Source organism: Flagellimonas sp. 2504JD4-2, assembly GCF_053642935.1.
This window is the reverse complement of record NZ_JBSIOV010000003.1, coordinates 248817-271589: the sequence shown is the minus strand read 5'-3', so window position 1 is coordinate 271589 and position 22773 is coordinate 248817. Positions and strand designations below refer to the sequence as shown.

20 protein-coding genes are annotated in these 22773 nt (G+C 40.9%); 8 read left to right on the top strand and 12 right to left on the bottom strand.

Features of this window, described 5'->3' with window-relative positions:
* Positions 1-6: 6 nt before the first annotated feature.
* A complete protein-coding gene (locus ACULLH_RS12365; protein ID WP_454089060.1) occupies positions 7-474 on the bottom strand; it encodes a hypothetical protein in 468 nt (155 codons plus the stop codon).
* Positions 475-544: 70 nt separating this feature from the next.
* Positions 545-1069 carry an RNA polymerase sigma factor SigZ gene (sigZ, locus tag ACULLH_RS12360; RefSeq protein ID WP_454089059.1) on the bottom strand — a complete coding sequence of 175 codons (525 nt, stop codon included), beginning with the start codon at positions 1067-1069 and terminating at the stop codon, positions 545-547.
* A 208-nt stretch (positions 1070-1277) separates the two neighbouring features.
* On the opposite strand from sigZ, the gene ACULLH_RS12355 reads away from it, so the two are divergent.
* Complete coding sequence (locus ACULLH_RS12355) at positions 1278-2051, top strand: 3-keto-disaccharide hydrolase (RefSeq protein WP_454089058.1); 774 nt, start codon at positions 1278-1280, stop codon at positions 2049-2051.
* On the opposite strand, the gene ACULLH_RS12350 is transcribed toward ACULLH_RS12355, so the two are convergent.
* From ACULLH_RS12350 to ACULLH_RS12305, 10 genes are all read right to left on the bottom strand, one after another.
* Positions 2048-2881: a dienelactone hydrolase family protein gene (locus ACULLH_RS12350; protein ID WP_454089057.1), complete on the bottom strand. Its 834-nt coding sequence runs from the start codon at positions 2879-2881 to the stop codon at positions 2048-2050. The genes ACULLH_RS12355 and ACULLH_RS12350 overlap by 4 nt on opposite strands.
* A 153-nt stretch (positions 2882-3034) precedes the next feature.
* Positions 3035-6139, bottom strand: coding sequence for a VPS10 domain-containing protein (locus ACULLH_RS12345; RefSeq protein ID WP_454089056.1), 3105 nt, complete (start codon positions 6137-6139; stop codon positions 3035-3037).
* 131 nt (positions 6140-6270) lie between these two features.
* Positions 6271-7131: an alpha/beta fold hydrolase gene (locus ACULLH_RS12340; protein WP_454089055.1), complete on the bottom strand. Its 861-nt coding sequence runs from the start codon at positions 7129-7131 to the stop codon at positions 6271-6273.
* 21 nt (positions 7132-7152) lie between these two features.
* A complete protein-coding gene (locus tag ACULLH_RS12335; protein ID WP_454089054.1) occupies positions 7153-8415 on the bottom strand; it encodes an MFS transporter in 1263 nt (420 codons plus the stop codon).
* 80 nt (positions 8416-8495) lie between these two features.
* Positions 8496-10514, bottom strand: coding sequence for a serine hydrolase (locus ACULLH_RS12330; protein WP_454089053.1), 2019 nt, complete (start codon positions 10512-10514; stop codon positions 8496-8498).
* Positions 10515-10597: 83 nt separating this feature from the next.
* The gene (locus ACULLH_RS12325; RefSeq protein ID WP_454089052.1) at positions 10598-11800 is read right to left on the bottom strand and encodes a hypothetical protein; all 1203 of its coding nucleotides are present in this window, start codon (positions 11798-11800) and stop codon (positions 10598-10600) included.
* A 51-nt stretch (positions 11801-11851) separates the two neighbouring features.
* Positions 11852-12187 carry a hypothetical protein gene (locus ACULLH_RS12320; RefSeq protein ID WP_454089051.1) on the bottom strand — a complete coding sequence of 112 codons (336 nt, stop codon included), beginning with the start codon at positions 12185-12187 and terminating at the stop codon, positions 11852-11854.
* Positions 12188-12492: 305 nt separating this feature from the next.
* On the bottom strand, positions 12493-13548 hold the full coding sequence (locus tag ACULLH_RS12315) for a helix-turn-helix domain-containing protein (RefSeq protein ID WP_454089050.1): 1056 nt from the start codon (positions 13546-13548) through the stop codon (positions 12493-12495).
* Positions 13549-13579: 31 nt separating this feature from the next.
* The gene (locus tag ACULLH_RS12310; RefSeq protein ID WP_454089049.1) at positions 13580-14677 is read right to left on the bottom strand and encodes a type 1 glutamine amidotransferase domain-containing protein; all 1098 of its coding nucleotides are present in this window, start codon (positions 14675-14677) and stop codon (positions 13580-13582) included.
* A 103-nt stretch (positions 14678-14780) separates the two neighbouring features.
* Positions 14781-15806 (bottom strand): helix-turn-helix domain-containing protein, encoded by a 1026-nt coding sequence (locus ACULLH_RS12305; protein ID WP_454089048.1) that lies wholly within the window; start codon positions 15804-15806, stop codon positions 14781-14783.
* A gap of 88 nt (positions 15807-15894) precedes the next feature.
* Between ACULLH_RS12305 and ACULLH_RS12300 the strand changes: the two genes are divergently transcribed.
* From ACULLH_RS12300 to ACULLH_RS12270, 7 genes are read left to right on the top strand one after another with little or no spacing between them, the layout of a single operon-like run.
* Positions 15895-16284 (top strand): transmembrane 220 family protein, encoded by a 390-nt coding sequence (locus ACULLH_RS12300; protein ID WP_454089047.1) that lies wholly within the window; start codon positions 15895-15897, stop codon positions 16282-16284.
* 44 nt (positions 16285-16328) lie between these two features.
* Complete coding sequence (locus ACULLH_RS12295; RefSeq protein ID WP_454089046.1) at positions 16329-17132, top strand: EboA domain-containing protein; 804 nt, start codon at positions 16329-16331, stop codon at positions 17130-17132.
* A gap of 2 nt (positions 17133-17134) precedes the next feature.
* Positions 17135-18040: a TatD family hydrolase gene (locus tag ACULLH_RS12290; RefSeq protein ID WP_454089045.1), complete on the top strand. Its 906-nt coding sequence runs from the start codon at positions 17135-17137 to the stop codon at positions 18038-18040.
* A 3-nt stretch (positions 18041-18043) separates the two neighbouring features.
* Entirely contained in the window at positions 18044-18931 is an 888-nt protein-coding gene (gene eboC / locus ACULLH_RS12285) for a UbiA-like protein EboC (protein ID WP_454089044.1), read from the top strand.
* Positions 18932-18946: 15 nt separating this feature from the next.
* Entirely contained in the window at positions 18947-20104 is a 1158-nt protein-coding gene (locus tag ACULLH_RS12280) for a 3-dehydroquinate synthase (RefSeq protein ID WP_454089043.1), read from the top strand.
* Positions 20104-21312, top strand: coding sequence for a metabolite traffic protein EboE (eboE, locus tag ACULLH_RS12275; protein WP_454089042.1), 1209 nt, complete (start codon positions 20104-20106; stop codon positions 21310-21312). Before ACULLH_RS12280 ends, eboE begins: the two co-directional genes overlap by 1 nt.
* Before the next feature lie 4 nt (positions 21313-21316).
* The gene (locus tag ACULLH_RS12270; RefSeq protein ID WP_454089041.1) at positions 21317-22693 is read left to right on the top strand and encodes an alkaline phosphatase family protein; all 1377 of its coding nucleotides are present in this window, start codon (positions 21317-21319) and stop codon (positions 22691-22693) included.
* Positions 22694-22773 lie beyond the last annotated feature (80 nt).

Below are 22773 nucleotides of genomic sequence, written 5' to 3'. Positions count from 1 at the left end.
TGTGGTTTAGAGTGAATTTTTAAGATTGGAAATCCTTTCACGCAAAAACTGTATTTGCTTGGCCTTGTTTTCCGGTAATACAAATGCAGAGGTGCTATACTTCAATTTTGAAGCAAAATCTTTTTCTATCAGTTGAACTTCTTTGCTAATGATGTCCAAACTCTGTTCATCCGTTTCCCCTACAATTCCATGAATATCAAAGGTCCGGGCTTCGAATTGAAGAGGTTGATATAGCTCCAGTTCGGACTTGAGTGCAACAAGCTCCTTTCGCAATTCGGTTATGACCTTGGCCTCTCCGAATTTGGTTTGTGCTCCCCTGCAACTGGAAGGCTTGCAACCCGATGTGAGTTCGGTTTTATCCTTCACTTCGCTTGGAGTCGTACATTCAGCGGATTGTGCATAGGTCTTCGCCGAAAAAGGCAAATACATCGCGAAAAATAGGATTGAAAAAGTTGTTTTAAGATTTGATTTCATGCCAATGGGTTTTAAAATTTACTTACCCATTAAGACGATATCAATAAAAAATGATGCAAATTGTTTCCAACTAACAACAACTAGATTTGTTGTTGTAACAAAGGATAGCCCCTCTCCCGCCCTGTTCTACTTGACAGCATTCGGCAAAGAGCTGTTTCAATTTAACCCGCCCACGCTGGATTTTGGAACGCACTGTAACATAGTTCATGTCAAGCCGCTCTGCAATTTCTTTCTGGGGAAGCCCCTCGATCTCATGCAGCTTTAATAGTTGGGCGTAGTCTTCGGGTAGGTATTCTATAAAAGTCTGAACACATTTACTAAGTTCATAAACAGTTGATGCATCGTCCATGCTTTCTGCACTGAATTGTTGTTCCAGCTCGATAAGTTCTATTTTCTTTTTGCGGTAATAATCGATAATGGCATTTCTGGCGACAGCATAAAGCCAGCTCTTTAGGTTATCGATCTTTTCCAGATCTGACTGTGATAGTTTTAAGAAGATATCCTGCAACAGGTCTTCTGCATCCAAGGTGTTGTTGACCCTTTTATTGATGTATCCCAAAAGAGGTTTATAGTAATGGACCAGCGTATCTTCCATAGCTTAAAATTATAAAAATAAGTACCATTAACTATAGACGCACGAATCGGAAAATGATGCATTAAATCTTTGCCAAAATATTTTCTTAGCTCTACGTCCGCTATTGAACTCTTGTTGGCGTCATAAACCATGTTGAACACAAACAAAAAAGTCAAAATTTGTGAACAAGGAACATGGCTAGAATGCTTATTTTTAGCAAAACAAGAATATGTTCCGCACCACCCTACTTATCGCTCTTATAGCGGTGTTTTGCTTTGTTTCTTGCAAGACCGACACAAAAAAGGAAGATCAAACTTGGCATACAAAAAAGAAGGCCATTGAAAACCAAGTACACAATCAATTGCTGGATATTGAAAAAGAACAAGGTTGGACCTTGCTTTTTGATGGTGAAACACTGAATGGATGGCATCTTTACAACAAACCCGACTCTACCCAGTTCTCCGCCTGGGAAGTTCGGGATGGCAATCTTTTTTGCAACGCAACTGATGAGTCCAAAGTCTTCGGGGATTTAGTCACTGATAAAGCATACAAAAACTACGAATTGGTATTCGAATGGCAAATGGCCCTTAGGGGAAATGGCGGTGTTTTTATCAATGTACAGGAGTCTCCAGAGTTTAAGGCTACCTATAATACCGGACCGGAATATCAATTGTTAGAACCGGCTCATTCGGATATAAAAACGCCCCTAAAACGACCTGGTTGTCTATGGGGATTATCTCCTCAACTTAATAAAGTTGAAGCCAAGAAGGTTGGACAGTGGAATACCGCTAAAATTATTCAACAAAACGGAAAGATCCAATTCTACCTTAATGGAAAATTGACCGCCCAAGAAGATATAAAGTCCAACGATTGGAAAAACAAAATTGCCAGTTCTGGCTTCAAGGACTCCCCGGCCTTCGGTAAAGCCACCCATGGGAAAATTGCCCTTCAAAACTGGTATTTTGAAGCTTGGTTCAGAAATATGAAGATTCGCGAGCTTTAGAAAACCTCCTTAAACATTTGTTGTAGACTTGCCCATGATTTTTCATCCGCATCCGCGTCATACGCAAGTGGCATTTGAAACTTTTCACCATTGGCATCAGCTTCCTTCGAAGTAAAACTATGTTTTACCCCAGGATAAGAGACATACTCATAAGTAGCGCCAATAGAATCCATGGCAGATTTAAATGCATCAACAGATTCTGCACTTACAAAGGGGTCATCGGCTCCATTGCACACCAATACGCGGGCTTTAAGTTCCTCACTTGGCATTATCGGTAGCTGAACCCCACTATGAAAAGCGGCTACAGCGTCCAAGTCAGCGCCACTATTGGCCATGGTTAAAGCTACGCTACCTCCAAAACAATATCCAATGGCGGCAATTTTTTCCGGGTCCACGGATTCTTGCTGCTTTAGCAAAGCAACAGCAGCATTAAAACGCGCTGTGGCTTCAGGTAAATTATTTATGACACTCATGGCAAACTTCCCCGCATCATCTGGGTGGTTGGCCTGTTTTCCATCTCCATACATATCCACCGCGATTGCCGTATATCCAAGTTCAGCCAACATATCTGCACGTTCCCTAACATAATTGTTATGCCCCCACCATTCGTGGATGACTAGTATTCCAGGACGCTTACCCTTTTTATTTTCGTCATAGGTGATATACCCCTTAAGGTTGGTGGAATCAGTAGCATAGGCAACCTCGGTTCCCTTCACTTTTGGAGCAAGTTCTTCTACTTCTGGCTTAGTTTCTTTGGATTCCGTTTTTTGCTTACACGAAAAGGTAAGTACGAGAACGGAAAATACGATTACGGTGGAAAGTGTTTTCATTTTCAAATCATTTTAATACCATAAATGTAAGGATTGCCAGCTATAGATGGGCAGTAATAGAGTCTAAATTAATAGGGAAGCCTATTTTGGATATGCCACAATGTTTCCTTATAGATTGCATTCAACGATTCACCTTTGGTAATGGTCGCCCACCTATAGTCCTTGCTTTACTTTTTGATACTCATCCTGAAGTTCGCTCAGTTGGCTTTCGGCTAACTTAATGTTATCCCTTTGGGTTTTTGTAATCTGAGAAGTTTCCCAATGTGCTCCCAACACCCGTTCTATGCGCTCTCGAATTCCAGGTAAATAATATTGAAATCTTTTTCTCTTGGTATCATTACCACCGAGCCTGTACTCCATTTGTAATAACTGTTGACGATTTTCCTCCAATTGTTCTAATTCCTCCACCATATTGATTCCCTTCAAAGCCTGCTTTCTTTTTGCAATGGCATCCAAGGTTTTGCTCAACTCATCCTGAAGTTTTTCAGCTTCCATGGAAAGTATAGCTGTTTTTCCATAGAACTCAAAACGGTCTGCTGCTGGTTTTTCTGAGGTTACTTCCAGTTCTTTCACGTTAAAACTTTGTGGAGAACCCAAGGCTCTCAATTTTCCTTGCTGTAACACAAACAATTGGGCGATGTACTTATCCTTGGGAACAAAATTCAGGGTTCTTGAATAGTCTGCATCATCAGATTTGATCTTTGTCGACAGGTCCCAGTACACTTCCTGAAAACCTTTTCTGTTGGCCACTGGAATAATGGCCACATTCTGGTTTTTCACAGTATTGATCCGAACAAAGATCTCGGTCTTGTCCTCAAAATCCTCTTTTTGTAATGCATCAGATGTGGGGTAGCTTTCTTTGGCGTCTTGCTTTTGCTTTCTAATGCTTGCCAATGAAGGATAGCTTTCATCCAAATACAATCTAATCTTGGCTCCATATTCGGGATTATCAGCAGTAAAACGGTCATCGCCCAGTGATCCCTTTCGTGAATATCCTATATCTCCCCGTTGAAAAAATTGCAATGCATCCTTTATTGGAAACAAATGGTTTCCCGAGACATTTTGAGTATGCCGCAATGGTGTGTAATCGTCCAGTACATAAAATCCCCTTCCAAAGGAAGCGGCCACCAAATCATTTTCACCTTGATGGATTTCCAAATCCCTAAAAGCGATAGTGGGCAATCCACCCTTCATACGCACCCACTGCCCTCCTCCATTTACACTGGCAAAGATTCCGAACTCCGTAGCCGCAAACAGTAGATTGGGATCAACATGATCTTCAACAATACTCCATCCCGTGTGTGAAGCACCAATTCCTGTGTTGATGGAGGTCCATGTTTTTCCCAAATCAACGCTCTTTACAAAATAGGGCCTAAAATCGCCCTCCTTGTGATTGTTGAATACGGCATAAATGGTATTTGTATCATGGTTGGAGGTATACACATCTGCTACATAAGCTTTTTGGGGTACCCCTTTTATATTGTCCGCAACACGCCACGAGGCTCCGTCGTTTTCGGTTATTTGGATAAGTCCATCATCCGTTCCAGCCACAATTAGTCCTTCTTTAATCGGAGATACTGATAACGACACAATAGTTCCGTATGGTGAGGTGAACACGTTTTTGTAGACAGCTTCAGGCGGCCAGACTTTGCCCATAACTTTTCTGTTGTTCCTATTTTCGCCCCTACTTAAATCTCCGCTAATAGGTTGCCAGCTATCTCCCCTATCATCACTTTTAAGAATGCGTTGGGCGGCATAATACAAACGCTTTGAATTATGGGGGCTCAATACCAAAGGAGAATCCCAATGCCAACGAAGCGCGTCATCGCCAAGACCTGGCTGGGGCTGGATGTCTATCCGTTGCCCAGTGCGTTTGTCATACCTAACGATTCCAGCATATTGGTACTGTCCATAGACAATATTTGGATCGTCTGGATCCACACGGGCCTGAAAACCATCTCCTCCTATGACCATCTTCCAATCACGATTTGAAATGCCGTGTCTAGTAGTATTTCGAACAGGAGCATATACGGTTGAATTGTCCTGCGTCCCTCCATAGACATTGTAAAATGGCTTGGCATTGTCTATTCCTACTCTGTAAAACTGGGTGATGGGTAGGTTGGAATGGTATTTCCATTTTTTTCCATAGTCCCAACTTTCGTAAATACCACCATCGCCCCCAACCAATTGATAATCAGGGTCAGTTGGATGGAACATCATCTCGTGTGTATCGCCATGCATATTGTTCATATTGATACGGTTGAATGTTCTTCCTCCATCCGTCGTGCGATGAATTCTGACATCCATGGTGTATACATGGTCAAAGCGATGGGGATCGGGATAAATCTCCCCATAATATTGAGGATCAACCACCGTTTGATTGCTCATCTTTACCCAATTTTCGCCACTATCGGAAGACCGATAAAATCCTCCACCCTCATTATTCATTCCCGGAATAAGAGCATACAACACATTCGACTTTTGAGGTGAGATAGCCAAAGCAGGACGGCCCCAATCCGAAGAAGGAAGCCCCGAGGTCAACTTTTTCCAGGTTTTTCCGGCATCGACAGATTTGTACATCCCTGTTTCCGGGCCACCTCCAATGAGTATGCCCACGTGGCGTCGTCGTTGATAGGATATGGCATAAACAATATCTGGATTTGTGGGGTCCAAAACCACATCCGTTACACCTGTATTCTTACTGATTTTAAGTACCTGCTCCCAAGTCTGTCCCCCGTCAATCGTTTTATACAATCCTCTATCTCCTCCCTCTTTCCATAATGGTCCTTGGGCAGCCACGTAGACAGTATTTCCATCCCTGGGATCAATCAAAATCTTTCCAATATGTTCTGATTTTTTGAGTCCCACATTGGTCCAACTCTTTCCATAATCAATGCTTTTATACACGCCATCACCCCATCCCACGGAACGTTGACTTTGATTCTCCCCTGTACCCAACCAAATAGTTCTACTATTGTTGGCATCGATGGCCAAGCAACCCGTGGAAAAAGATCCTTGGTTGTCAAAAATGGGTGTCCATGTGGTTCCGTTATTTTGGGTTTTCCAAACGTTGCCGGAAGCTACTGCCACGTACCAGGTACTCAAGTCATTGGGGTCTTTCTCAACATCAGCGATTCGTCCGGTCATAAAACCAGGGCCGATATTCCTAAAGGTGATGTTCGAAATGGTTTCTTTGGCCAATTGGGCATTGGTCAAAAAAGTAAATAGAGAGATGGATGCTAAGAGAATATTTTTCATGCTACACGGATATACTATGAATACATCTTAAATGTAGCAATTGGTCAAAAATTAGTAAAAAATATGCCTTCCAAATGAAACAACGGATAATATAGTATCAAATAGAGATAAAATTGAGTTATTTATTAGGTCTAGCTATTGGTTTTATAGCTATCAATATGCCTGGTTATGGCTTTTTCCAATTCTTCATAACTGGTCTGAATCAACCAATGACCTGAGTCCAATTCCAAAAACTCATAATGGTTTTTCATAAACTGATGGCTTTCACCAACGGAATATGCCCCAACAGCTAGGTCTTTGTTTCCCCAAATAAACAATGTTGGGACATGAATATCTCCCAGTATCTGTTCTTTGGCGGCTTTCTTTAGCAACTTGTAGTTGCTTCGATAGTAATTCAAAGTTGCTGTCAATTGCCTTGGATTTCGAAATACCTTTAAGTAATCCTCTATTTCCTCTGGAGGACTGTTCTTCCATAGTCTTTTGAATGCCTTGAAATCATCTTTTCTAAGCCCTCTTTCAGGGAGGTATGGCAGTTGAAAATTTTTAATGTACTGACTCTTTTTTTGTTGCTCTGCATCCGCCATGATCGCTTTTCCAAATGCATGAACATGCGGCACAGAAATCCCTGTCCAACTCAAAACCACCTGGGGATGGTCATGAACCAGCTTCCAACCAATAACAGCACCCCAGTCATGGCCGACCAGATGAAAATTGGGTTTTTTCAGCACTTGGGCAATCCCTAGAGCATCATTGACCAACATATCCAAACCATAGTGTTTTTTTCCTTTCGGACAGGCTCCTTTGCTATACCCTCTTAGATTGGGTGCAATACAATAGAATCCACTCTCTGAAAAATGGGACATTAACTTTTTCCACATGTACGATGTTTCGGGAAAACCATGTAAAAACAGTATCAATTCCCCGGTTTCGTTTCCATCGACTCGACAGTCAAATGTCAAATCTCCAACCTGAACCTGAATGATTTTTTCCATGTCTCATCTAATATTAGTTCGTCATTGCTTTTGTTGTCGATAGAGCTGGAAGTAGCCCCAAGCTGCAACACCTCCAATAAACGAAAATACGGCCAACATCCAAAACACATGCTGGTGCCCTTCCGCACCTGGCGAATTTTCCAAAAGATAGCCCATCGCCGGGCCGGCAAATATATCTGGAGTATATCCGACTAGCGAAATAAGGCCAACGGCGGTACCGGTAAGAACCAAAGGTATCCTACCCTCCTTCATTACTGCAAAGTATAGGGAACGAGCAGCATAGACTCCAGCCGCAACAATTAAAATTGAAATGAAAAATAAGGCCGTTACGGACTGTGTAACCATTCCTGTGGCAAACAATAGTGCCCCAAAAAATGAAACCACAAAACCAATGACCAACCAAAATGTAGTTTGCGTACGGTCCCCCAAAACCCCGATCAATACCCCAATCACTGGGCGGATAAACAATAAAAAGGTGCCAACTTGGGCCGACTCCACTTGATCATATAACATTACATCCTGCGCATATAGGGAAAACACATCCGTCATTTTATAGCCGACATATGCACATAGTATAATGATCATTAACAACCATACAGAGGGTAGACGAGACACTTCCTGTATTTGGGAGATTGTGATTTTCTCCAAAACAATCTCTTTTTCGGATTGTGGGTCAATTTTCAGGAAGAACCATACCAAGATACCAACAAAGGCTACAATTCCGGATGATACCAAAATCACATGTTTAAAGGCTTCCCGAATTTCTGAATCATCTGCTTGAGCAACCTCAGAAGTTATAAAAAATGAGAAAATAAATACCCCCATGGCTCCGAACAATGCACCTACCAATCCCCGTCCACCATCCAAAAATCCAAATGCTTTACCCTGTGAGGTTTCTCCTCCCCAAACCCGGGTAGCCTTGATCATAGGGGCCCAAAACAAAAATATAGTGGTGAAACCCCAATAACCATATAGTATTTTCAATACTGTAAAACTTGGGAAACTAGCATAAACCAATCCTCCAATAGCGGTCGTCCACAATGCTATAGCTATTAATTTTCTAGGAGGAAATTTATCGGCCAATAGACCTCCAAATGGATAGGATAAAAAAGCCACTATACCATATATAGAGCCATAAATGCCTATTTGTATGTTATCTAAATTAAATACTTCCAATACTGTGGGTCTAAAGACCCTTGCCAGGACAAATGGAAGTATAAATACTGACTCCCCGGCCAAGATGAGCAATAGGAGGAAATGCCAAGGGGCCTTTTTTTGACTCATATAGTTTGTGAACTCGTCTTTAAAATCAAGACATAATGATTGCCCCTAAAATAACAATTTGTTATGGTTTTCAAAATGAGTTACAACTCACTAGTGGTTTTCTTTTTTCCTTCAACAAATATTTCCCAAGTATCTATGGTAAGTTCACTTCCGGTGTCCGAATTGGTATATATGATGTACCCCATTTTTAATTTATCATACATTTCGAACTGGCATTTAAAGTCACCATTATTTCCCCCATGGAAAAAAGTGTCTCCATAATCTGTTTTTCGAATAAAAATGCCAAGTCCTGCACCTTCGGTCTTATCTGGGTAATTCCAATATTCTGAATTCGATTCCGTATGAATTGTTAGAAAATCGGAATAGGTCTTTGGTTTCAATCCCTTTCGCTCCAAAATGGTCTGGGCATATTTGGCAAAAGCGTTGGCCTCAGTATGCATGCTGAAGGCCATACCAGCTTCTTGGGGAATGCCCCAATTGGTCGGACGACCGCCTACGTGACCGTTGGACACTACCTCCCGTAACACCTCACTATCACTAAATTCCATGTGATAGAGACCATTGGGTGCAATGAGCTCCTCATCAAGAATTTGTTCAATTGGTTTACCTGTAATTTTTACAACCACTCGTTTAAGATATTCAAATCCTTCACCTGAGTATCCATATTTTTCTCCTGGCTCGTTGATCATCTCGATACCCCAATTCGGTAATCCACTGCGGTGTATCAGAACATGTCTTGCAGTCATTTTTTTGTACTCAGGATATTTTGCAAGTTGCTCGAATGGCAAATATTCATGTAAAGGCTTATCAAGATCAATGATATTGCGATCTGCCAATCTCAATACCACAAAAGCAAAAACCGGTTTGGTAATAGAAGCGGCCTCAAACAGGGTTTTTTCGTTTACAGCTTCTTTTGTTTCTGAATTCTTTACACCATAAGTCTTATGATAGACTACCTGCCCCTCTTTGATCAAGGCCAATGAAACACCTGGAATATTATAGAATTCACGGTAGGCTTCAATAACTTGATCAACCTCTTGTTTGGTGGCATCGTCAAAATCGTGCAATAATCCTTCCGCAGGAATTACATCAGGTTCGGGAAGCATTTCGACCTCGAGTACGGGAAGTGGGTCATGACCATCTTTTCCCAATGAAAATGTAATGGGACTGATCGGTGCCATTCTTTTGAACCTATAATCCACTTCCACAATCTTTGTTGGAATTTCAATTTGATAATCCCCAAGGGGCAATGGGACAGAAAAATTCCCTAGCGAGTCAACCACAGTCTGAACCCACATGTTTTCGTTATCGACACTACTGATTCTAACGCTTACGGGTATGGGTTCTGTGTCGAGTTTAGCCATATCTAGCTTGCCTTTGGCCAAACCTATTTCGGTATTATCCGCTATAAAAATCACATTGCCCAATCTATCTGGGTTTGACACTTTTTGGGTTCCTCTTCCCCAAGAAAGCCAGGTGAAACTATCATCACCATCCTTGTCAATAGCTACCACATCAACCCCCAAGGACATACCTTCATCAATTTTCTTGTCAAGCTTTACCTTCCACTCAACAGTTTTGCCATTTTCAGTGATAACTTTGGCCATTTCTACATTGTCCCATGCTGTTCTTGCACCATAGGCATTGCGATCATTGCCATACTCACTATATTGGGTAACAGGTGAACCTGATTTTAGGCTTTTTTCATTGATATACAGTTCCAATCCATCTTGATTATCCCAAAACGAAACCTCGGGAGATTCAATGACAAGGGATTCATCCATGATTTCCATGGCTATATAAATTTCACCATGTTCACTATTATAGCCAATACGAAAGTTACCTTTGAAGTCTTTGTCATTATCTGGAACTTTCCCTAGTTCAGCATTTTTAATGGGATATTTGACCATATTCGCTGGCCATTCCGATAAATCCCCATCCAAAACAATATCACTCAAAGGTGAGGCATAGGCAATTGCATCATCCGTAATGATGTTTTTGTTCTTTGTTGAATTTTGACACGAAGTCATCAAAAAAACTAAGAGTAAAGGCGCATAAAAAAATGAGTGGATCCGACGGTGACCAAGGAAGGTTTTCATGATACGGGTTTTTAGTTGTATAACTAAAGAGTCACTAAAAATCAAACTGTTACAGTAAAAAATGTAGTTTTTTGACCTCGGTCCTATTCAAGAAATGGCAACAGTTTTTGCAAGGAGGATTTGCCTTTGGAGGCCAAATAAAGATTGGTCTCAAATTGTCTGAGCATTGGAGATTCACACTCATGTTTACCGAAAAGCGTCTTTAAATCCGGTTCAAAGTTCAGTCCGGTTTCACTTCCAGAAGCAAGTATCCATATGGCCTCCATTGCTGTAGCATTCGCCAATGCCTTGTGCATACGTCTGAAATCCTCCTCAAAATAAGGTTTCATATAGTAGATTTCAGGCTTGGTAAACCCTTTCGAAGAGTCTACATTATGTTGCGTTTCAACGACTTCGTATTGAATGGAGACCTCTTTGTACTTTGCCGTATTTTTGGAAGCACAATGGTCTGAAAAATATTCCAAATATATCATCAAGTAGCGCTGGTACTTTTTCATTTCGTTGATCTTGCTAAAGCCGCTCATCAAATTTGGTTCTTGCAAATCATTTAGACCAACGGGAAATCCTTCAAAATCTCCATCATATACCTTTTTCATAAGTGCACCATTTGTATACGATATAAATTCTTGACTTGGTGCGGCATTCCCTTTAATGGTGTTCAAGATAGTTCGCATTTCAGCAGCTTCTCTTTTATAGTCTGCCTCAGTGTTCACCCTATCCTTGGGACTGGCATTATAGGCATTTGGATTTTGTGTTGTAGCTACTGCTCCTCTCCTACTTCTCGTGGCCCTTTGCCGGTTATAGGCTTCTCGTTGTTGCGTAACCCGCTGTTGCTGCGCTCGATTCCGGGATCTGTTTTGAATTTCATATTGGGAAATCCGATCATTTTCTGCTACTGAGCTATTGTTGATGGCTTTTACCTGGCGTTCCCAGGAATAGGCCATGTTTCCATTTTCAAACGCGGTTACAAAACCATTGGCCACATAAGGTTTACCATTTGCACAATGAAGTACATCAGTTTTTATTTTCTCCTTGTCCGTATTGGACAGGTCAGCATAGTTCTTTCCAAATACGGGTTTAAAATGGTCGTTATGAAAAGCTGGGGATGTGAACTTCATAACGGCAAAAGCGGCGAGGTTGTTTATATCAGTACCCTCAGCATAAGATTCCGCCTTTTCCAGCCAGTTATTGATTTTGTTGCAATCTTGAGCATATGCACAAGGAAATCCAGTACAAATCACCAGAAATAGGAAGGATAACGTACAAGTACTATTTTGAAATTTCATATCGATTGAAGATGCTTACTAAAGATACTGTTTTAAAAGATCCTTTTTGCGTTAGATTTCTTCAAAAACATTAATCCCAGTTTCCCCAGGCCTTGAACTCCATTCAAAATGCTCGATCAATCTGATTTTTCCATTGGCTGATAGCTCCAGCTCAGCATTTGAGGTTCCGTTGTCCAATACTCCATCGGTTTGTAGTTGACAATAGCTGAATTTAAGTGTATTGTCTTTTAGCACCCCAACTAGAAAGCCCGCTAAAATCTTTCCACCCTCGTATTTCGCTTCAACAAAATTGTTTTTCTGTTTGAATTCGAAAACGGTTTGGTCGTTCACAACACCATTTTCAGCCGTTTCCACAACGGTCATTTTTATCTTGTCCAGATGTATCATTTGGGTATAATCCTTGACCCTAAGGTAAAAAGTCCATATCACTATGCCTAATACCTAGCATCTCCGGATTACCGAATGCTACCCTAATGGCTACCAAGACAATCAGTATTAGGAGTATAATCAATAATCGATTCGTTTTTTTAGAACCTAGTTTTTTGTGGTTGTCATCTTGCATACCTGAACAAGATTTGTCCTATTCAAGGTACGCAAAACATTGAGAACAAGAAGGTTTTATCTTTTTTAAATTCTATCGCAGCTCAAAATTTCAAACCTTCACCCCAAAATATGAGCTTTAAGGTGTCCGATTATGAATGATTTTCTTTTTTATAGGCGGAGGGAGTGGTTCCCTCAAATTTTTTAAAGGCACTATTGAATGATGACAAGCTGCTAAAGCCCGAATCAAAGGCAATTGAGGAGATGGTATAATTTTTATTTTCCGAGTCGAGAAGCATCCTCTTGGCCTCTTGAACTCTATAATGATTTATAAAATCATTAAAATTCTGTTTGGAATGTTGGTTAATCACCTCAGAAGTTTTCTGGGTACTAATGCCCAAGAGCTTACTTAAGCTTCCCAACGAGACATCGGGTTCAAGATATAAGCTCTTATCCTTGACAAGCTTGGTTATTTGATCAAACAAATTGATGTTGTCATTCTTTTTAAACACATTTCCATCAATATCCGTCACCTTTAGTTGAAAGGCCTTAAAGCTCAAGAAGTAAACAACCGCTGAGTACATCATTGGCCCGATGATATAGGGAATTGTATCTTCAATAATGTTCAAGAAGTAGGAAATCCAGATAATCACAAAACCGATTACCACCAAACTTAGCCATGCTAGAATGGCCTTCTGGGATTTTGTCCGTTGTTCCACAGGAGTACTTCTCTTCGATTTCTTAACGGCCCGACCAACAATAAAAATATAAAAGGCAAAATGTAGATATATAAAAATGAGTCCGCTGCCGAATACGATTATAACTTCCTTGTTATGACTTTCGAACCAATCCCTGGTCACAAAAAGACTGCCTAAAAAGAGTAAGGCAAAGGGTAACAACTCAAAAATGAAGGACTTTGGCAATCTAAAGCCGACCGTTGTCATTCCAGCACTATACCAGCGCAATAATGGGCCTATCAATAACAAAAGGGCCAAGCCCGTAAAAATAAATACGGGCTCTAGATCATTACCAAAATTCAACATTACCGATTTGCCAATCCTAAACGCCATAAAGACGAGAATCAGTGCCAGCAAATAATTGGTCAGCGTTTTTTTCTTTTTGAAAAAACATAGGTATAGCGCAAATGTGATTCCATGCAAAAGACCTGCACTACTTATAATAACAAGAAGTATATCTAAAAAACCCAAATAGCTGTTTTTCCAAATTTACCTATATTTTCTATGTTTTGGATTCACATTTCTTAGCAAAGGAAACCAATCCGATAAGACCGGGGAAATCTGTTAATTCTCCTTTCATCACAGCAATTATACTGTGCTTTGCTATCAAAATTCTATCCACAGGCTCCCCTTTTTTCACCAACATGTTCTCAATCATTTCCTTAGCCTGTTTTTTGCCGTTCTTTTGATACTCCAACAGCACTTTAACTGCATTTTCCTCTCCACTTATTTCCCTATGTTTAGGCGTGTATCCCAATTGTTGGATCATGCGTTCTGCCAAACTCCATGTTGACCAAGGGTTCTGCCCTGTAATCAAATTTTGATCATGGCTTATGTTATCCAAGTACATGGAACCTTCATCAAAATTGGCTCCTTGCTCCTCGATCTTATCTTGCAAGAGAAATGGAAATATGGATTTTGCATCTGAAATCAACAAAAGCTCTTCCTCATTCGTAAACGCGCTAACTTTTTTGTTTTCCAATAGCGGGCGTCCATTGTCCAAAATAACATTCACCAACGCCGATGGTCCATGACAAACTGCACCAATAACTTTATTGGATTGGTAATAATTCTTAACCAGGGATTGAATCGCCGTATTGTTTGGGAAATCAAACATGGCTCCCTTGCCTCCCACAAAATAGACAGCTTTGTAATCGTCGGCAACAACATCCTTCATAGGAATGGTATGACTGGTTTTATGCTGGGCGATTGAATCGTTCAAAAAAGCGAAATCAAAGGCACCCATGTCCTCATCATCGATTACCACAGGGGGCTTCCCTCCTTCCGGACTTGCTACATCAACATCAAAACCATTGGCCATAAAGGTATAATAGGCACGCGCTAGTTCGGTTAACTCATACCCCGTACTTTTATCACTTTCCCCCATTTTATCAGTACTCGTTACAACAGCCAATATCTTTCCGCGGGCAGGAACAATGTTTTCCGATAAATAGGGCAAATCCTTTACCTGTGCGAATTCGACACTTTTATCGATGGGCGGCAGCAGGCTTCTAAACCAAAATCCAAAGCAAACGACCAGAACAACTACACTAAGAATAAAGAGTGATATCCATTTAAGAATCCGATACTTTTTAAACATAATCTTTCGTTTATAATTTTCGGCTAAATAAGAGCAGGTTGCCGACAAAAGCTGTCGAAATGATAATTCCGTCAGAGTAAAAGATTATTTCGAAAGGTATTGGTTAAGCAAAAATTACATCCAAGTTCCTCTGTCTATACTGATTTGGGGTGCATTTTTCATGTTTTTTAAAAACCGATGAAAAATACTGGCTGGTGGTAAAGCCGCATCGATAAGCCACTTCTGTTATGGTAAGATGGGAATCTTCCAACAGCATATTTTTGGACATCTCAAGACGTCTCATCGTCAAATAGCGCATCGGGGTTAGATTGGTGATTTGCTTACAGTGGTAAGTAAAACGGGTCACCCCTACTCCAGCCGACAATGACATGGACTCTATGGTCCAATTTTCGGTCAGGCTGTTTTCCAATTCCTTTAAAAAGAAATTTACGCTTCTGGAACTCTCCATAAGGGATTCGTTCAGCACTATATCGTCAGTATCCAATAAATCGAGCAAAAGTATTAGCAAATAATTGATGTGCAATCGAATTTTTGAAGCGCTACTCCCCGATGTATCGCTATCAATCGCCTTACCAATATTGATAAAGCAGTTCCGTACCTCTTTATTGGTCTTTAGGATGGATTTTTCATTTTGCCGTAATATCGTGGTCAATTTAAGCAAGTCCTTTTCGGTCATGGTAATCCAATCGGGCCATTGCCAATCCTGATGTGGCCTACGTACTCCCAAATCAATAATGACCCAATAAAATTTACCCATGCCGACATGTGGGTTTCCCACCTTGTGTACCTCCCAGGGTCTTGTAATGGTCAAGTAGTCCGGTTTCAGGATAACTTCCTTGTTCTCTTGCGCATACGGCATCGTTCCTGATTCCAAAAAATGAAATTCGATACCTTCATTTCTATGCCAGTCCAATCCCCAGTCCTGCGGTTCGTGTGCATCCCAATATCCAACGCTGTTCAGTCCCAAAGTGTTATCATCCAATCTGTCCCCTGGATAGGTATGTCTGGATAGCATTTTGGATTTAATCTTTTTGCGACGCGCTGCATCCACCAATGGTAGACATTTATCCGCTCGATACACTATTCCCTCTGCCTGGTAAGGTTGAATTTCCTGTACACTTTCTTTCATTGAAATTATTTAAACAAAATCGAATGAAAAGTAACTAAATTTATATGTTCAATCAAATTTGAGTTAAGTTTTAGCAGAAACAGCTTTCATGGAAAATCAAAATAAAACGTTCTCCCTAAAAAAAGTCGTAAATCTTCTTTTGTTTGGTCTTTTCGGTTTGTTTGCTTTCCTTCAACTCAACGACAAGGATGGCTTAATGTGGTTTTCGATCTATGGAGTTGTGGCATTAGTACATTTATACGCTGCTTTTAAATCCTTGAATCGAACATTCCTTTTGGTGTTGCTGATTGGACTGCTATTATATTGCTTGTACCACGCTCCATATTTTTGGGATTGGTTGCAGGTGAATAATAAATCGGAGCTTTTTGGTGAAATGGTTTATGAGAAACCGTACTTGGAAGGTGCCAGGGAATTTCTTGGCCTTCTCATTGCGATAATTTCATTGTCATTTCTACTTAAAAGCACAAAAAAGCGGTGAAATCAAAATCTTTACCGACCTTAATTTGATATGGAGAAATGATCATGAAGGAGATAAAATCACACATAAAAGAGTTGTTATGGCCTAAATTGTTGTCTAAAGAAAAGGAATGGGTCCAAGAAAAAACAGCCTTACCATCGGTTCAGTATAGCCAAAAATTCCCCATATTATTCAGTCAAGCATCCCGATATATTGAAAACCTTCCTACCTTATGGGAGCGTTCGGAGCTGCTGGAAATGCAGCAATTATATCCAGGTTTTGATGAGAATGCATGGACTAAACGAGATTTGGTGAGGGTTTATCTGATGCTGTCCCTAATACAGGATGATAATGGACAAGTCATCAAATCGTTCTTTACAATGGCTGAAATGAACGAACTGGTCGCTTTGTATAAGGGATTATTTTTTCTGGACAATGCCAAAGAGTTTACTGCACAAGTTAAAGAAGGCATCCGTACAAATATGGTCAATGTTTTTGATGCCATTTGTTTGGGGAATCCCTATGCTGCTGAATATTTGGATGAGGCCGCTTGGAACCAGTTGATTCTCAAAGCTGTTTTTATGGAGAGACCCTTGTTCAAGATTCATAATATTGATAAGAGAAAAAATAAAGCCCTGGCTGAAATGCTTCAAGATTACGTCAAGGAACGCTGGGCCGCAAGTAGAGATGTAACCCCCGAGATATGGAGAATGATGGATACCTATTTGAATGAAGATGTTAAAGCACTAATACTGAAGAGAGAGTTAAAAGAATTGGAAAAACAAGCCATAGCTGTAGTTATGCATCAAGATACTGTAGACAATGGGTTTTGGGATTCCGTCGGAAAAATGAACATAACAAAAACATAGCAATGCATTATATAGATCCACACATACATATGGTCTCCAGGACTACGGACGATTACGAAGCCATGAGAGCCGCGGGTATCGTAGCGGTTATCGAGCCCGCCTTTTGGTTGGGACAGCCACGAACTTCCGTTGGTTCGTTTAAAGACTACTATAGCATGTTGGTCGGCTGGGAACGCTTTAGGGCTTCACAATTTGGAATCAAACATTATTGCACCATTGGGTTAAATTCCAAGGAAGCCAACAATGAGGAATTGGCAGAACAGGTAATCGAAATACTACCCCAATTTTTGGTAAAAGAAGGTGTCGTGGCCGTAGGAGAAATTGGATATGACGACCAAACAGAGGCCGAGGACAAATATTTTCGCATTCAACTGGAACTGGCCAAGGAATTCGATTTGCCGGTCATGGTCCACACGCCTCACAGGGATAAAAAGAACGGAACTTCTAGAAGTATGGATGTCATCAAAGAACATGGTATTCCTGAACATATGGTAGTCATTGATCATAACAATGAAGAAACCGTAAAAGAGGTTTTGGACAGAGGCTTTTGGGCAGCTTTTACCATCTATCCCAAAACTAAAATGAGCAAAATGCGTATGGTCAATGTTGTGAACACCTATGGTTCAGAAAGAATAATTGTGGATAGTTCTGCGGATTGGGGAGTGAGTGACCCGCTTTCTGTGGCAAAAACAGCCGCCTTGATGAAGGAAAATGGCATAGCTGACCATCACATTCATATGACCTGTTATCAAAATGCATTGACGGTTTATGGACAAAGTGGACAGTTCAATGAAGCGGATTGGAAAAAAGAACTTACCGTAAACCGGACAGACCTGCATCAGGGAAACAGCGTACTTCGCGGACAAGAAGCCAAGGAAATCAACTTTAAGAATATCGTTGAGGAATAGCATATGGGCTGGTTTGGTTATATACAGCTCGTTCGACCTGCCAATATAATAACGGCCATTGCCGATATTATCGCCGGCGTTTCAATAGCAGGTGTTTTAACATTGGCCACTGACCAGCATGTATTGCTGAATCTAATCCTATTGATAATTTCCACTTCGTGTCTTTATGGGGGTGGCATTGTTTTTAACGATGTGTTCGATATTGAACACGATAAGGTCCATAGACCGGAACGGGTCATCCCATCAGGAAAAGTAAGTCTAAAAAATGCAACCATTTTTGGGATACTACTGTTCGGCTTGGGTATTCTTTTGGCCTTTGGAGTGTCCTACCTCAGTGGTTGCGTCGCTGCTGGGATTGCCTTATGTGCTTTACTGTATGATAAATATGCAAAGCATCATTTTTTATTGGGCCCGTTGACTATGGGTGCTTGCAGGGGAGGAAATTTGATTTTAGGGATGAGTATTTTAGGAAGCATCCCTCATCAATTTTTATGGATTGGGTTGTTACCTGTCATATTTATTGCTGCAATCACACTTACCGCCCAAAAAGAAACCCAAGGGAAAAATAAGATGGCCATTGTGGTTGCCATGTTATTGGATACGCTTATTGCAATTGGTTTTGTGCTGATGGGCAATTATTTTGATTTCTCTATGAAATCTGCTTTGCTATTTATAGTATTTTGGTACATAGTAAATGCCACAGCCAAACTAAAAGCCATTTTGAACAACCGCCCTGAATCCATCCAAAAAGCAGTAAAAACCGGAATATTATCACTTATCCCACTGAATGCGAGCTATGTTGCAGGTTTTAGTTCAGTGTATTTAGGGGTTGCAACCCTCTGTTTATTGCCACTGTCACTATACCTATCAAAAAAGTTTGCTGTAACCTAGTATGAAGAAAGATTTATGAGTCGAGAAAGAGTAATAGAACAAAATTTTCAAGTGAACTTTCACTTCAAAGTGGTGTTTACGGAGGATTTGTTTGACACTAACAATACCGTTCTTTATAATCTGCTATCCAAAGCACCGGAAAAAAGTAAAGCCTTGGTCGTTGTGGATACCGGCGTACTCCAAGCACATCGAATGTTGGAAGGGGCTATCCAAAATTACTTTGACCATTACCAAAATGACTTGGCCTTGCAAGGTGAAATTATACCAATTCCCGGAGGCGAAGCGGCTAAAAACGATGAGCGCTACATTAAAACCATACTGGACCAAGTGAACCATTATGGAATCGACAGACATTCCTATATCATTGCCATCGGAGGTGGTGCCGTATTGGATGCTGTTGGATTTGCAGCCGCAATAGCCCACCGTGGTGTCCGACTTGTTCGAATTCCCACTACGGTTTTGTCTCAAAATGATTCCGGAATTGGCGTAAAAAATGGGGTAAACACCTATGAAAAAAAGAATTTTACCGGAAGCTTTGCATGTCCCTACGCAGTAATCAACGATAGCTCCTTTTTGACCACCTTGGACGATAGGGATTGGAGGGCAGGAATATCCGAAGCAATCAAGGTTGCTTTGATCAAGGATGCTGATTTTTTCCATTGGATTGAGACAAATGCAAATGTTTTACAGCAACGGGATTTGAAAGCGATGAATGACCTTATCTATCACTGCGCGGATTTACATATGCATCATATCCGAACTTCGGGAGATGCTTTCGAACAAGGTTCTTCCAGACCTTTGGATTTTGGGCATTGGGCCGCGCATAAACTGGAACAGTTGTCCAATTTTTCATTACGCCATGGAGAGGCTGTGGCCATTGGTATTGCCGTAGACTGTGCGTATTCCTATTTAAAAAGTTATCTGGATGAGGCTTCCCTCTCCCGTATTCTAAATCTGATGAACAAACTTGGATTTGAACTTTACCATAAGGAACTGACGGATCATATTTTGTTAGGACTGGAAGAGTTCAGGGAACATCTGGGCGGTCAATTGACCATCATGCTGATCAAATCGGTAGGTCATGGATTTGAAGTCCATGAAATGGATAAAAAACTCGTATTGGAAGCCATCGAATACATCAAAGAATATAGCACCCAAAAGCTGGAGATCTAATGCATATTGAAAATAGTGGTCATCTAAGTTACTGCACGAATATTCATCCTGGGGAAAGTTGGGACGAGGTTTTCTCAAGCTTGCAAGAGTATTGTGCGCAGGTAAAGGATAAAATTACGCTAAATGAACCCTTTGGGATTGGTTTGCGACTTTCCCATAGAAGTGCAGAAGAATTGCTGCAAGGCGATGAACTACCAAAGTTTAAAGCCTGGTTGAAAGCCAACAATATGTATGTTTTTACCATGAACGGGTTCCCTTTTGGGGATTTTCATTATGTGGCGGTTAAGGACCAAGTGCACACTCCCGACTGGACCACCGCGGATCGCGTGGTATACACTAAAAATCTGGTCAAAATTTTAGCCTATCTGCTACCAGACCATATGGATGGAGGCATTTCCACCTCTCCACTTTCCTATAAGTTATGGTTTAACAATGAACAGCTGGAAGAAGTCAAAGACAAGGCTACATTTTCATTGATGTCCGTGGTTTTGGACTTAGTACGTGTTTGGGAGGAGACGGGTAAACTTATTCATATTGATATTGAACCGGAACCCGATGGTGTGTTGGAGAACACCCAAGAAGTCATTTCCTTTTATAAAGATTATTTGCTCCAGAAGGGGGCGGATATTGTTCAGGAGCATTTAAATTGTTCCAAAACTGAAGCTCAGGCCCACATCCTGAGACATTTGCAGCTTTGTTATGATGTTTGCCATTTTTCCTTGGCTTATGAAGAACCTAGGGATGTTATTTCCAAACTTCAGAAAGAAGGGATAGGAATCGGGAAAATACAAATCAGTGCATCGATAAAGTGCACCCCATCCAAAGACATATCCTTGGAGGAACAGCAAAAATGCTTGGAACAGTTTGATGAGCCTGTTTATCTGCATCAAGCCATAGTTCAAAAGTCAGATGGTCAACTCGTACATTTCCCCGATTTAAAAGAAGGTATTCAAGCGATGCAGGATGAAAATTTCAAAGAGCTTCGCACACATTTCCATATTCCCATCTTTATTCCTGATTTTCAGGTGTTGGAATCCACACAGGACGACATTATAAAAGCCTTAAATCTCTGGAAAGAAGTCAATTACACCCACCATCTTGAAGTTGAAACGTATACATGGTCCATTTTACCCGACCATCTGCAAACTGATATAACAAATTCAATTGCCAGGGAGCTCGAATGGGTGTTGGATCAATTGAAGCAATAATGCTATGAAGCAAGCCGTAGTTATAAACGTTGTGGGATTGTCCTCTTCCCTGCTCCAATATGAAGATTTATTTTTGGTGAAATGGTTGAAGGACAAGCAGGTTTCCAAAATCAAACCCGTACTTCCGGCAGTAACCTGTGCCGCCCAATCCACCTATTTAACCGGGAAATGGCCCAACAAACACGGAATTGTCTCCAACGGATGGTATTTTAAGGATGAATGTGAGGTAAAATTATGGCGACAGTCCAACCACCTGGTCCAATCACGCAAAATATGGGATATGGCCAAGGCGAAGAATCCTGATTTTACCTGTTCCAATATGTTCTGGTGGTACAATATGTACTCCAACTCGGATTTTAATGTTACCCCGCGACCGCAATACCGTGCGGATGGACAAAAGATTCCTGATTGCTATTCAAAACCCCCTGATTTACGTGATAAACTCCAGAAAACCTTGGGTACATTCCCCCTATTCAGTTTCTGGGGTCCGCGAACAGATATCAAGTCCACCAAATGGATCGCTGATGCTTCCAAATTGGTTCATAATTGGCATGAGCCCACCTTGCAGTTTATCTATCTTCCGCATTTGGACTATGTCCTTCAAAAATCCAATGACGCGTCCACCATCCATAAAAACCTAAAGGAATTGGATACGGTACTTGAGGATTTGATCAAGTTTTATGAAGCAAAAGGGATAGCGCCCATTATACTTTCAGAATACGGCATAAATCCTGTCAAAAAGCCCTTTCATATCAATCGTTTACTGCGGAAAGAGGGCTATATCCATGTACGGGAAGAAAACGGATTGGAAATTTTAGATGCTGGGGCAAGTGAAGCCTTTGCGATGGCGGACCATCAGATTGCCCATGTTTATGTCAATGATAAAACCAAACTATCCCAAATAAAACAGCTTCTTGAAACTTGCCTTGAAATTGATTTGGTTTTGGATGCGGAAGGACAAAAGCAATATCATTTGGATCATGAACGATCTGGAGATCTGGTCGTGGTAGCCAAAAAAGAATATTGGTTCACCTATTATTATTGGTTGGACGATAAAAAAGCACCCGACTTCGCCCGAACGGTTGACATTCACAAAAAACCGGGTTACGATCCCGTGGAAATGTTCACCGACCCGAACAAAAAGATGATGTTGGGTAGAGTGGCCCTTAAACTGCTGAAAAAGAAGCTTGGGTTTCGGACGCTGTTCAATGTAATTCCCTTGCAAGCTGAATTGATCCAGGGATCCCACGGCTCTGTAAATGTTGAAGATGCATATTACCCTTTACTTATTGGCAAAGCAGATGGAAAAACCAAGGCTGAAGAATATCTGGAGCCAACATCTATTTGTGACTACATTTTGGATCACATATTTGAAAAGTAAGTTTCAAAATGAGGTTGATTTTGTATAAAATTTTTCACTGTCCAAATATGAACAGATAAAAACCAATAAATACGTAACTT